The 13,421-nt window shown below is 66.8% G+C and carries 10 protein-coding genes; 6 read left to right on the top strand and 4 right to left on the bottom strand.

Going from position 1 to position 13,421, the window contains the following annotated elements; all coding sequences use genetic code 11:
- Positions 1-34 precede the first annotated feature (34 nt).
- Entirely contained in the window at positions 35-1,120 is a 1,086-nt protein-coding gene (locus ACWDPV_RS01865) for a hypothetical protein (protein WP_449741543.1), read from the top strand.
- A 1-nt stretch (position 1,121) separates the two neighbouring features.
- On the opposite strand, the gene ACWDPV_RS01860 is transcribed toward ACWDPV_RS01865, so the two are convergent.
- Positions 1,122-1,418 (bottom strand): hypothetical protein, encoded by a 297-nt coding sequence (locus tag ACWDPV_RS01860; protein ID WP_449741542.1) that lies wholly within the window; start codon positions 1,416-1,418, stop codon positions 1,122-1,124.
- Positions 1,419-1,594: 176 nt separating this feature from the next.
- On the opposite strand from ACWDPV_RS01860, the gene ACWDPV_RS01855 reads away from it, so the two are divergent.
- The 5 genes from ACWDPV_RS01855 (at position 1,595) to ACWDPV_RS01835 (ending at position 4,532) form a co-directional block, all read left to right on the top strand.
- On the top strand, positions 1,595-2,419 hold the full coding sequence (locus tag ACWDPV_RS01855; protein WP_449741541.1) for a hypothetical protein: 825 nt from the start codon (positions 1,595-1,597) through the stop codon (positions 2,417-2,419).
- A 119-nt stretch (positions 2,420-2,538) separates the two neighbouring features.
- On the top strand, positions 2,539-2,934 hold the full coding sequence (locus ACWDPV_RS01850) for a hypothetical protein (protein WP_449741540.1): 396 nt from the start codon (positions 2,539-2,541) through the stop codon (positions 2,932-2,934).
- Between the two features lie 74 nt (positions 2,935-3,008).
- Positions 3,009-3,569, top strand: coding sequence for a hypothetical protein (locus tag ACWDPV_RS01845; protein ID WP_348805064.1), 561 nt, complete (start codon positions 3,009-3,011; stop codon positions 3,567-3,569).
- Between the two features lie 130 nt (positions 3,570-3,699).
- A complete protein-coding gene (locus ACWDPV_RS01840) occupies positions 3,700-4,194 on the top strand; it encodes a hypothetical protein (RefSeq protein ID WP_449741539.1) in 495 nt (164 codons plus the stop codon).
- Between the two features lie 143 nt (positions 4,195-4,337).
- Positions 4,338-4,532 (top strand): hypothetical protein, encoded by a 195-nt coding sequence (locus ACWDPV_RS01835; protein WP_449741538.1) that lies wholly within the window; start codon positions 4,338-4,340, stop codon positions 4,530-4,532.
- A 311-nt stretch (positions 4,533-4,843) separates the two neighbouring features.
- Here the strand turns inward: ACWDPV_RS01835 and ACWDPV_RS01830 are convergent, their stop codons facing one another.
- The 3 genes from ACWDPV_RS01830 to ACWDPV_RS01820 are packed head-to-tail and all read right to left on the bottom strand — an operon-like array spanning position 4,844 to position 13,414.
- Positions 4,844-6,361, bottom strand: coding sequence for a hypothetical protein (locus ACWDPV_RS01830; RefSeq protein WP_449741537.1), 1,518 nt, complete (start codon positions 6,359-6,361; stop codon positions 4,844-4,846).
- A 31-nt stretch (positions 6,362-6,392) separates the two neighbouring features.
- Positions 6,393-10,913, bottom strand: coding sequence for a hypothetical protein (locus tag ACWDPV_RS01825; RefSeq protein WP_449741536.1), 4,521 nt, complete (start codon positions 10,911-10,913; stop codon positions 6,393-6,395).
- Positions 10,913-13,414: a hypothetical protein gene (locus tag ACWDPV_RS01820; RefSeq protein WP_449741535.1), complete on the bottom strand. Its 2,502-nt coding sequence runs from the start codon at positions 13,412-13,414 to the stop codon at positions 10,913-10,915. Before ACWDPV_RS01820 ends, ACWDPV_RS01825 begins: the two co-directional genes overlap by 1 nt.
- Between the last annotated feature and the right edge of the window lie 7 nt (positions 13,415-13,421).

Below are 13,421 nucleotides of genomic sequence, written 5' to 3'. Positions count from 1 at the left end.
AGTGAATGCCCGCAGAATCACGTGCCGGACATTGGTGACGACATTCATCGTGGTCATTTCCGTGGTGATCGCACTGATCGCCGCGACGATCGGCGGCCCGGCCGCCCGCGCCGCCGACGTCCCCGCCCCGGACGACGGCTACGGCTTCTCGCAGGGTGCCGCCACCCAGTACCTCAGCGCGACCGACGTCAACCGCGAACTGGACGCGGTGTCGAAGACGAATGCGCAGTGGCTGCGGGTGTTCATCGACTGGTCGAGCGTGGAGGCCACCAAGGGCAGCTACGACTGGACCATCCCCGATCGGCTGGTCGCCGCGGCCCGCGCACGCAACCTGAAGGTCCTCGCGCTGGTCACCACCACTCCGACGTGGGCGCGGCGAGCCGCGGCACCCGGGCAACTCGGCATCTACGCACCGCCGTCCGATCCCGCGACGCTCGGCGCATTCCTGCAGAAGGTGATCGCGCGCTACGACGATGTCACGCGCTTCGAGATCTGGAACGAGCCGAACCTGCCCGCATTCTGGGGTCTGACACCGTCGAATCCCACCGAGTACACGGCCCTGCTGAAAGCGGCCTACACCGCGATCAAACAGAAACTGCCGGGAACCGAATCGACGGTGGTGGCCGCCGGAATGAGCCCCGATGCCGGGGCCGTGGATTTCGTCACGAAAATTTATGCGGCAGGAGCGAAAAGCTATTTCGACGCCGCGGCAATGCATCCCTACGTCTTTCCCGGCGGCATCTCCGCGACACCCAACGGCTGGACGGAACTACAACAGATCCGAGGGGTGATGGTGACCAACGGTGACTCCGACAAGCGCATCTGGATCACCGAGATGGGCGCGCCCACCCGGCCGACGAACACCTCGGACGCCACCAGTTCGTCGGGCTCCACCGGGTCGCTGGGATTCGGGGCCAACGAGATGGTCAGTCAGCAGGAGCAGGCCACCCAGATTCTCGACGTCCTCAGCGCCGCCAAGAACTCCGGGTACTGCGGGCCCGCGTTCATCTACTCGGTACGCGACTGGGGGACCTCGGCCAACAACCGCGAGGACAACTTCGGCGCGCTGCTCACCAACGACTGGCAACCCAAATACACCGCGTCGGTGCTCGCGCGGTAGGTCACCGCATCCGCGTCGGGGTGTGCCGTCCGGTGCGTCGGCGGGCCGTGACCGTCACTGCCCACACCGCGATCCAGACCGCGACCAGCGACAGCAGATCCGACTCGGTCAGGCCGTTATGGCTGGTCACGGCGAGCAGCACGGCCCCCTCGAGGGGCCGATTCCAGATCACCCACGCCCCGGCCACGAGCACCAACACGGCGGCCGCGCGAATACTCGGCCGCAGCAGAGTCCACAGCCCGCACGCGAAGAGCAGGTTCAGCAGCACGAGAGCATGGAAGAGGTCAGGTGAACGCATCGTGAACAAGTATGGCCGGATTTGCTGCTGCGTCGCTGACCGACCGGTGTGAACCTGCCCTACCGACTCTCGCGCCAAGGCACGATTCCGAATCGATTCGAACCAATCCATTGCGATACCAGCGCAGGTCGTGTCACCGTCCGCGTGTCGGGACAGCCGTCACACCGAGGAGCGACATGACCTATCCCCCGAACAACCCTGGTGGCACGCCCAACCCGGAGGACCCATACGGCAACCAGGGCTACGGCAATCAGTCCTACGGCAACCAGCCATATGGAAACCAACCGTACGGCGGCCAACCGCAGTCCGACCAGCCCTACGGGCAGTATCCGCCACCGCCCGCGGCGCCCGGCGGATATGCCACCGGCCCCGCCGATTTCGACCTCGGAACGGCATTGAGCTACGGCTGGAACAAGTTCAAGGCCAACGCCGGGACGTGGATCGGCATCTCGTTGATCGCGTTCATCATCGTCGCGGTGATCAACGGTGCGGCAAGGGGATTCGACTACCAGTCGACCAGTGTTGCGTCGAACATCTTTCCGGGTCTGGTGTCGGGAATCCTCAGTGTGCTGGTGCAGGCCGCGTTCACCCGCGGCGCGCTCGACGAACTCGACGGCCGCAAGCCGGGTATCGGTGACTTCTTCAAGTGGAACAACCTCGGCAACGTCTTCATCGCGGCGATCCTCGTGTGGGTGATCACCACGATCGGCTACATCCTGCTCATCATTCCCGGCCTGATCGCCACGTTCCTGCTCTGGTACACCTTCGCTTTCGTCATCGACCGCAATCTGTCGGCGGTCGACGGACTCAAGGCCAGCTTCAATCTGACGTCGAAGAACGTCGGCTCACTGTTGCTGCTCGCGGTCGTGGTGATCGTGCTCAACATCGTCGGCGCGATCCTCTGCGGTGTCGGACTGCTCGTCTCGGCCCCGGTGACCCTCATCGCGTCGACGTACGCCTACCGCACCCTCTCCGGTGGAGCGGTGAGCCCGGCGCAGTGACGCACCGAGACGCCCGCGCATCTGTGGTGCCCGTCACTCGATGACACTGGAAGCGAGTCCTGTCTCACTCTCGCGTGCACGCATGGTGGATCGACCGATCCACACCTTAAGCTCACCTCATGATGATGAGTCGGGGCATCATCGCGGGAATCGTAGGCGTCTTCGCGGCGCTCACCATGTCTGCGTGCAGCCAATCACCTCTCAGTAGCGGACCCACGTCCGCTTCCACCACCGCTGAATTGCCCGCGGGCATGAAGCTCACCGCCAATGGCGACGAAATCGTCTGGTGCGCAATATCTCCGCCCTACCAAGGGATGTACTGGGTGGTCGTCGTCGGCGATCCAACCGGTGGACCCTGCGGCGCCGGGGAGGTCATCACCCAGGAGCAGTTCGACGCCATCGGGGCCACCGAGGTCTGCGAGGTCACACTTCCTGACGGGGGTACCGCCACGTACTACGCCAACTCGGCGGCACGTGCCCGGAACCTCGCCCAGGGAGCATGTGTCGCGAGTTGATCTGCGGCACAGGTAATTTCAGTATCCACCACATCAATCTTCGGGGGAGATTGTTCATGTTCTCTGGAATGCGCATGCGCGCAACCACTCTCGCCGTGGCGGCAGCCATCGGCACCACCATCGCCGCGGGTCCGGCACTCGCCGATCCAACGCCGGTGCCGGCGTCGACGCAGTCGGCGATCGGTCTGGACTGGACCGCCATCGGCGCGCACGCGGCCGCCGCCGGTGACTCCGCGGGCGCGGCCGCCGCTGGTTGGGTTCTCGACGGTCAGCGTGGCGTGACACCCACCGCCGCCGACAGGCTCACCGTCGAGCACGCGGTGCTCGCCGCGGTCGCCTACGACGACGACACCACGGGTACCACCACCGAGGGCGCCACCGGCGAGGGCACCACGGGCACCGCGACGCCGGACACGTCCACCGGGTCGTCGTCGACGGGGTCCTCCGACCTCGGTTCGGACTTCATCCAGGACGCCCTCAAGCAGTTCTTCGCCGACTTCGACTGGTCGGTGATCACCATCCCGCTGCTGTCCATTGCGCTTCAGGGACAAGGGATTCCGGCGGTGATCGCGACACCGTTGGCGCAGCTGATCTGGACGGTCATCGAGGCCACGTTCCCCTCGGCAACCAAGTAGCAACGAACCTTGACTCGGCCGGTCCGGCTCCCACTTCCTCGGGGCCGGACCGGCGGAGTCGTGTGGACGGAACGGACGAATCCGACACGAGCACGCGCACACTGTCGGGGCGGCGGGTTGAATACCGCACATGTCGATCATCCGCCGCGTACTTGCGTCCGCGACTGCGCTGGTCGCCGAGTGCGTGGTGGCGGCGTGCACCGCGACCGCCGATGGTGATGCCGACGCCGTCGACGACGTGATGCCGGTGTCGTCGGTGGACGCGTCCGAACTGCCGACGGTGCTCGACGAACTCGAACCCGAGGCCGGCAGCCTGACGATCGCCCCGGAACTCATGAGCACCTCGGTGATGCCGGCCGGACCCACCACGTGCGGTCCGGCACCCGAGTGGCGGGCGTATGTGGTGGTGACCTCCGGCGCGTTGTCCTGCGCCGAGGCGATCACCCTCATCGAGCGCTTCAACAACGTTCCCGGGATCCGCCGCGGCGATCACGGTGCCACCGTCGACGGCTGGAACTGCACCATCTACGGCGCCGCCGAGGTCGTCGACACCGGCTACGTCATCAAGTGCGTTCGCCCCGATGGTGCGACGGTGACCGTGTCGGATCCGCGGCGGGCGCCGTGAGGGTGAGATGGCGGTTCGCGACGATGCTGTCGGTGAGTGACGAGCGCGGTCCGCGATGATGCCCGCATGACTCCGGACACAGCCGGGTCGGACGAGTTAGCTTGTGCACGAAGGGCTTGTCGCACCACGCCGAGGTCGGGATCATGGACGCCAACTCGCCGGTCGTGTCGGGGACGACGGTACACCTGCAACACCTCGTGAGGTTGATCATGGTCGTCGCTGTCATCGTCATTGTCGTCGCCACCGTGGTGGTGCTCATCTCCCTACCCGTCACTCGCGCAACATCGGCCGACTTCTATCACCGGTCGACGGCGGCGACATGGAAGTCGCGAAGGTAACCGGCCTACCGCCGCCCTCGCTTGCCCATTTCTAGACACTTGGTCGAGTATCGGGCGTCCGTGACCTGGGGTTTTGCCGCAAGGCTACTCGGCAGATGTCTAGAAATGGGCAAGGGTCGCCGTGGTTCGTGCGTATCGGCCCCGGATAGGCGTCAGTTCCGGCCTCGGGTCGCCCAATCCCGTTGACAGCGCTCTCTCATTCACTGACGGCGCTCGTCTCCTCGACGTGAACGCGCTGTCAACGGAATTCAGAGCGATGTCAACGGAATTCAGAGCGATGTCAACGGAATTCAGAGCGCTGTCAACGGAAGTCAGTCGAGACCCCGTTCGACGAACTCGTCGAACCGAACGTGTTGACTGGGTGGTCGCAGCACCGGCTGACGTTGCCGCTCGACCCACAGGCACGGATTGCCGTCCACGTCTCGAGCCAACTTGTGGCGTCGAACGATTCGGGTACCGATCGACGGTATGGTCGCCGGTTCGATCTCGTGGACCTTCTCGCCGTCGGCGGTGTGCACGCGCAACACCTCGGCGACCGGCGCGTCGACCAACGTCGGCTCCTCGCCGGACAGGTCGGCAATTCGACGCTGTACCAACCGTCGTCGCAACTGCTCGTTCACGGGGACCTCGTCCAGCCCGTACGCATGCCAGAACGGAGTCGGTGTGGTCCCGGGTAGATAGTTGTAGCGCCGCGCGCCGGGATCGACCGTCAGTGCTGCAGCGGCGGGAGCCTCGTCGGACCTCGATGACGGGGCCGCCTCCCGCCCGTCGATACGCTCCTCGACGGCCCACAGCAGATTGCTGTACTCGTCGAGCCCGAACAGCACCTCTTCGACGGCCGGCCCCTCCACCGGGGTGAGTGCGCGAAGCCACACCACCAGCGACCACGGATCGGCCCCGGACAACCCGAACATGAACCAATCATCCGGCACCCGTGCGGTATACGTGTATCCGAAAGAGTCGGTCACCTCGATCTCCCCGTCCAAGAGTGAGCTGACATGACCGGCCGGTACGTCGATCGGGAACAGGAACCAATCGTCGGCGTGTGAGCAGATCAGCTGAATCAGCATGGCGGTCACCGGGTGAGCACTATCCGGCGGATACCCACCGATGTCGACGGCGGCGTCCTCGATCTCCCACCACCGGCTCGCCGGCGCACCCGGATACTCCAACTGCGCCGGATACGCATGCGACACCACCGCGTCACCGGTGAACCCGGCACCGGAGGCATCGGCACTCGACCAGTCCACCTCGCCACCCCGATGGCGTGGCACGAGCAGAGTCGGCGATCCGTCGCCACCGGTGGGAAACTCGGCGCCATAAACCAATTCATCAGACTTCCAAGCAGATCCACGCCGAGCTGGAACGCCGACCGCGGCGAAGTGGGCGTCGCCGAGGCCCAACGGGTCCGGATCACGCCACATCGCCAGGCCGTCGGGTGCGCCGACCAGATTCTCGTATGGTGGTGGCGGCGAGGAAAACAGATACTCCGCGTCGACGTCGCCGACCAGATCCGCGAGCACCCGGCCGATCCGCAACCGGCGCCCCATCGTCCACCAGCCGGTGTCCTCATCCTCGATGATCGCCTCGGCGGGCACCTTGGTCGGGTCTGTGTCGGGCGCCACCGGCGACGGCCCGATCGGAGTGGTCACTGTCGAATAGTCGACGCGCACCGGACTACTCGCGTTCTCGCCCTGCATCTCACCCATCTGCCATTGGCGCGTCAGGAACCACAGTGGATCGGCGATGCGGGCGGAGAAGCCCGCGGCGAAGTCCTGCTGACGCGGATGTGGATCGAGACGGTAGTGACAGTCCACACGAATCACCATGGCAGCGGCGTCCTTTCACGTAGAGACGGGGTCACGGATACCCCGTGTCGGGATCGAGGCGCAGCCCGGTCGGAGAGGCGGCGGCGAACATCGCGGTCCCGACCGCCGCCTGCAAACCGCCGAACTGATGAGGGCCGGCGGCGCGGGCCCGCGCACTGAGTCGGGTGTCGGCGACGATCTCGACGAGTAACTCCTCATCCAGTGGAGCACCGAACTCGCTGAGATCGGGAGGTACCGCAATCAGGATCGCCTGGGGCGCGCGGGACGCCGGTGCATTGAAACCGAAAGCCGCCGTGGTGGTCTGGACAGGACGGGGCACCGACTCCACCCAACTGTCGATCAGTCCGACCGACACACGTGCCTCAGGGTCACCATCCAGCCAATCCGTCGAATATGCGGCGACGAACCGTGGCACGGACCCGCTGGGGTCAGCGCGCCGGTTGCGTGCGGTGACGAAGTCGCCCAATGCCTCCCGCTGCCAATGATCCTCCCGCGAGTTGCTCCACGTCAGCAGGGGAGGGAAGGCCGACGGCACCATCGCCTCGAGCTGTAGCGCTTCGACCCGAGCCAGGTGCGGGCGGACCGCGGCGCACACCGACAACCAATCCTCATCGAGATCGTTGTCTTCGGTGGGATCGATCCCGGTGACCCGCAGTAGATCTCCGATCTTCATCGACGCCAGCACCCCGACTCGTCCGGTCGGTGAGGCGAGTTCGACGATGGCTCGCGCGATCGTCTCGTCGGCACGCGGGATCTCATGGGCATCCGGGGCTGTCGCGGGCAGTACCGGCGCGGCGTCGACACGAACCGTAAGAGCGGTCGCTGCCTTGCCGGCCAGGTCACGGAGTTCGACGACAGACGCGGGCGCCAGATCGGCGGGCGGCGCCACCCCCAGCATCGCCGACAACACCGCGGGGCGTCTCGCGCCCTCGACGTGCGGGACCACACCCCACCGCAGCGCCGACGACAGTGCCTCCGCGCATGCGGCGGCGTCACCGCCGCCGGAGGCACTCGACAACATACCGGCGACTGTAGTGGCGGCATCACGTAACCCGTTGTATCGCAACAGAAGATCGGCGGTGATAGCCCCATCGAGCGCGGCGACCTGCCCAGAGGAGATGCTGGTAGCGTCGGACACCACGTCGGCGACAAAGGCCGGCGCTCCGAGAGAATCGAGCACATCGGTCGCCCGACGATGCCGCCGAAGTGCGGTCGAGGCGACGGGATCGGGCGGACCACCCAGCACACACGCCGCGAGGTCGGCGAGCAGATCCGGCGCGAGTGCCGCGGCGTCGGCGGGAGTCAGCTTGAGATCGGCGAGCGTGGCCCGCGGTGCGGCCGCGCCGTCGACGGCCGTCCCCACCCACACCCACTCGTCGGCCGCCCCGGCTTGCGCCTCGATCGCCGCCGCCACCGAGGGGTCCGCGATGAACGCCGGGCCGTCACCGCCGTCCGCAGGGGCGGCGGGAAGAACGCTGATCACGCTGGTACGCAACGCCTCCGCCGTCAACGGAGTGCGCACCACATCAAGCTTCGGGGGAGTGGCGAACCCGGCGGCGACATCCATGACGTTGCCGGCGATGTCGGGTCGTCCACTGACCACCTGGTGGACGCCCTCGGCGACCAGCAGGTCTCCGTAGGTGTCGAGTGCCTCGCGGATCGCGGTCAAGCCCTCGCGCCGGCCCTCGATGTCCATGTCGACGACGGTCCCGCCGGTCGGTCCGAGCAGCGTGTCGAGAGCCTCGATGCCGTGGCAGACTCGCGCCGCATCCGGGCGATCGAGCCGCAGCGGGAACCGCTTCCGCACCGTCTCGACGTCGTCGTGGCCGGCGATCACCCGTTCCACCTGGCGTCCGATCGCCTCGAACGGATGGGCACCGATACGCACCTCGTCGGCGATCTCGTCGGCGAGCCGAATGCTGTTCGACTCCAGGCTCATCGGCACCTCGGCGTCACGCAGAATGATCGCGGTGAGCGCCTGCTCATGAGACTGTGTATGCAGGACACCGGCATCCGTGGGGCCGGGCGACCCGAGCAGCGGCCCGTCGACCCAGCCGTACAGACCGAGCCGGTGGCGGGCGGTCGGCGACTCCGAGAGTCCCCGCAACCGTCGCGACACCATACCTGTGAACCATGGGTCGATGCGGTGAGTGGCCGTGTCGAGGGTGGCACGCAGAGCGAACTCGAGCTGCTCGACGGCGCCCGGCAAGGTCACGATGTCGCAGAGCTGCGTGATGCCGTCGATCATCGTCCGCGCGAGATCGTAGGCCGGTCCGCTGTAGCCGAGCGTCTCGTCGTACTGATAGGCGTAGGCGCCCAATTCGGTGCCGTTCAGCTGGACGTAGGGATGATCGAGCATCGGGTCGGTGAGTTTGAGGAAGTCGCGCACGACATAGGCCTCGGCCGTCAATTTGGACTGCCACAGCATCCGGATCAGAAGGCTGTCGGGCATCATCCCCCGTTCTCTCTGCTCACCGCCCCAGAAGCGGGGCAGGTCCAGCCCAGAGACGGTGGCTATCTCCTTCAGCACCTGCGCCATCGCCTCGCCGACCGGCATCTCCTCGGTGTACCAGTGCGGCCACTGCGAGGGCACGACCAGTGGGAGTTCGAGGCTGGTGGCCTCCCCGACACCGAAATAGGTGCGGGCGGGGTCTTGGGCGTAGAGATCCTTCGCCGACGCCACCACATCGGCCACCTTCTTCTCGAACGCATCGGGATCGGCGCCCGCACTGACGTAGAGCTGCTGCCACAGTTCGGCCGAGAAGAAGGGCCGATACACGTAGTCGTGGGACACCGCGTCCACGCCGATCAGTTCCATCAGACGGTCCGGGGAGGCGCCGGCGGCGGTCGGCGAATCAGCACCCGATCCACCGACGGCGGCCGTTTCGGCCACCTCCCGAATGCGGTTCAGTACCTCCACCATTCGAGGTTCGCAGTCGGCGTCTGCCTCATCGTCGACCGACCACCGACCCATCACCGACGTCGGCAGGAGTCCGTACGGTTGCTCGCTGATGCGAATGGGCGGGTAGGGACCTTGAGGTGAAAGGTTGGTGGCGGCCCAGAGCCCGAGTCGGTCGGTGTCCGGACCAAACGCCCACAGATCCCGGAAATGGTGCCCCCACAACACCGGCCACGCCGACTGGACGAGGAGGCGATCCAGGCCGGCAGGTCCGTCGAAGTCGCCTCTGCCGGGAATGGGACCCAGACGAAAGACGTCACCGGTCAGCGGCAGCGACACCCACGGGTCAGAGAGGTCGTCATGAAGCCGTCGACGCGCGATCGCCAGCCATGTCTGCGGGTCAGCGCCCAGATCGGCGGCGTTGGCACCGTCGACAGTATTGGTCGGCGTACCCAACGGAACTCGCGACATCCCACCGGCATTGACGAGTTCGGCGAAATGGTCCTCCGGCGAGTCATCGCCGATACCCACCACATACAGCGCCGCAACGTCATCCGGCGAATGCCCCGCCGGCAACTCGAAGGTCGCCCCCAGACCGACCTCCATGGCGGCCTCGAACGACACCCACCACCGATCGGTCGGCTCGACCACCCTTGGATCGCCATCCTCGTCGACGACGAGGTCCGCGCCGACGACGTCAAACGGAAGGTCGCTCTGCGCAACGTCGATGACGTGGACGCGTTCTGCTCCGGCACCGAAGTCACACCACACCTCGATCCTCGGCGGTAGCCCGGACACTCGATTCGCTGGTGTGGGGTGGGCCGCTCCGGCGTCGATGTGGATCTGGCCCGCCACGATCCGATTCGGTGGGAATGTTCCGACCAACCAGGCTGCCCGCGGGCCGCCGACCCTGCTGCACAACGTTTCCCAGGGTGCACCGACGAGCTCGTCGTGATCCAACCACGTGAGGTAGGGCGTCTGCTGAACAGCTGGGGGGAGACTGTCGTAGAGCTGCTGCCACATGGCGGTCACGAGGGCGATCTCGGTGTCGGTGGGTACGGGATCGTGCCGCAGCACGCTGGGTTCATCGGGAATGATGCGCAGTCGCATGATCCACGGATCGGCGGGGGAGGCTTGGCCGACAATGGTTTCCAGTCGTACCGGCAGCAGGACGCCGACGTCACGCCAGAGATCTGCCCGCAGTTCGATCGGATCCCTCAACCGGTCCGCGCGGGCGATGGCCACCAAGCTGTCGACGGCCGGATCGCCCACTGCCGCGCGCAGATCCGCCGGCGAGGTGCCCGGTCCGGGATGCATGGCGGCGATGGTGGCCGCGACGACGAGGTTGACGGTCGGAGGTGGCGACCCGTGGGGCGAGTTCGCCTGATAGACCAGGTCCTTGGCCGCGGCGTCGGCGATCTCAGCGGCGGTGCGGTGCTGCAGCCAGGCCAGCATGGTGACCTCGCCGTAGCGGTCGGTCCGTTCGTCGGCTGGAGCTTCCGACAGGAGCCGACGCTCGACCTCGAGTTGTTCGCGCAGCGGCATGACCCACCCAACGCCGACGAGTTCGGGCGGTTCGACGCCGCCGGCCAGTGGGATGGCGAACGCCACCGCCTCCACCCGTGCATCGAATAGCGCTGTGCTCTCGGTCATCACGCAGTTCCTATCGCCAGGCCACGCGCCTTGAGGTCGGCTCCGTCGAAGGCGACGCGGGTCGGATGGTCGAGGGTGGCATTCGCGAATACTGCTGACGTGGTGGCGGATTCACCGAGGGGAGCGGCCAGCGCGTCGTCGGCCTCTCCGCTGAATCGGCGGAACCGCAACTCGGTGGGCGGTTCGTCCAGCACCACCCAGAACTTCTCGAGGGTGCCCGGGTCGATGTCGAAGGAGAAGAAGACGATGTCGCGGCTGATGGTGCCCTGGAAGTTGGGTGCGATGTGCTTGCCGCTTCCCGATGGATCGAGGAATCCCGGTGTTTGACGCAGTAATTGGTCGACGGTTGCCGGATTGTCGGGTACGGGTTTGCGAACCAGGTACACCAGGGTCTTGGGATAGCGGCGGAACAGGTCGGTGCGGAACACGAGGACCAGATCGCCGGTGGCGCCGTGGTCGACGCCGGTCGGAACCTGATGTTCGGGGCCGCCGAGGTCGCTGGTGTCGGCCCAGTCGCCGACGCCGCGGATGTCGGCAACGCGGGCACCGGTCCGGTAATCGATGTGCCGCCAGAACGACAACAGCGGGGTTGACGATCGGTCGATCGGGATGTTGCGCCAACGCAACTCGCCGAGTATCTGCTCGTTGATCCCGACCAGGAAGGCGTCGATGAACGTCGGGTTGGTCTGCATCGCCACCACGGAATCGGGATCCAGGGTGCCGACGCCGGGCAGGAGCCATTCCTTGGCCCTGTCGCGCAGCAGAATCCAGGTGGGATAGTCCACGCCGGCGGGGTACTCGGGCGGGCGGAGATCACCGATATCGAGGCCATGGATGCGAGACTGGACGCGTCGACGGCCGGGGGAGTTCGGTCCTCGAGGGTCCAACCCGGGGGTGATCATCCCGGCGACGCCACCCAGATGGATGGGATCGCACCGTGGTCTCGGTGGTTGCGGTAGCAGCGACACCACGATGTCGACGGGGAACTCCACACCGCGGTGGCGCCGCGGATCGCGCAGGAGATCCTCGGCGGGTGGTGCGCCGAGGGCCTCTGCGACGCTGTCGATGCCGGGGAATCCGTCGCCGACAGGCACCGGATCGAGGCGACACGTGTTGACGTATCCGATGGCCGAGGTATGGGTGATCGGTGCGGTGGTGTGGCGGGTGCGTGCGGTGCGGGGCCGTAGCATGCGGCGGGCCGCGGTGGAGAACACCTCCGGGACCAGAGGGCTCTCGGCCCCGGTGATCGCCTCCATCGCCGACCCGCCGCTGGTCGCGCGTAGTCGACGCAGCAGTGGTGCGAGCAGCGCCACCTGTTCGGTCGCGTCGTCGGGAAGCTTGCGCCGCCAGAGTGATCCGCTGATCTCGACGCCGAAGGCGAGGTGGGCGATGAGATGTGCTGCCAGGGTGGTGGCGCCCAACTCGGCGACAATGGCCGCCACCAGATCGTCCTGGGCGTCCTGACCCATCCGGACACCGAGGGCGGCGGTACCGCGCAGGCGGGGGTCGTCGTTGAGGGTGGTGCCCCAGGTGGTGGTGCGCGGATCGGCCACCCAACTGCGTCCGTAGTGGGGTGGGCCGATCACCGTGCGCCCCAACGGATCGTGCGACACCTCCGCGTCGGCGAGCAGCGCCGCCACGTCGTCGCGGAGGCGATCGACCTGGGTGATCTCGGCGTCGGTGTCGTCGGCGAGGGTGCTGATCGCGCCCCGCACATGAACGTCGGCCTGCACTGTGTCACGTGCGTAATGCATTGGTGCGGTGCCCAATCCGGCGGCGCCGGCCGGGTCGATGGCGGTGGCCATGGATTCGAAGTCGCCGGAGTCGCCGGTGCGGAAACTCCACGAGTACAGCAACGTCAGCTCGATCGGCGATCCGATCGGACCCGTCCACGCGGGACCCGCGGCGTCGTCGAACGCGGTCACCACCGCGGCGGTGTAGTCGCGATGGGCGATGAGGAGTTCACCGCCCGCGGCGCCCGGCACGCGATGCGGGCAGACCAACCGCGCAACCTCACCGCGGCCGTCCTCGCGCTGCACGTGAGCCCACAGGTGTGAGCGGGTGAGGTCGAGGTCGGCGATGACACTCGGCTGCACCCGAATTCGTCCCGCGGCCCGGTCGATCTGCATGTCGGCGGATTCCCCGACCAGCAGCACCATCCACGGACGCAGCGCCGCACCGGCGGCCCGAGTGGGCGAATACTGCCACGGCAGAGCGGGATCGGCGAAGTCGATGTGCACCATCTTGGTGGTCTCCGCGTCGACGACCCCGGCGGCCGGGGCGGTGTGCAGCACGGTGCGTGGATCGATGCCGTCGATGTCGCGGGGCGCGATGAAGTGAAACGGTACCGATCCCGGTGTGGTGACGCCGGGTTCGGCGGTATCGGTCATGGACAGGTCGAGCCGGCCGGTGAGCCGGCCGTCGACCGGTGCGGCCTGGGCGAGGCCGTACAGCGCGGAGCGCCGCCAACTGGTGAACGAGAGTCCGGCGGGATCAGGCATGGCTGAG

The sequence above is a fragment of the Gordonia sp. NPDC003504 genome (assembly GCF_053587995.1).
Note: the sequence above shows the minus strand (reverse complement) of the source record. Positions and strands in the feature narration are given on the sequence as shown.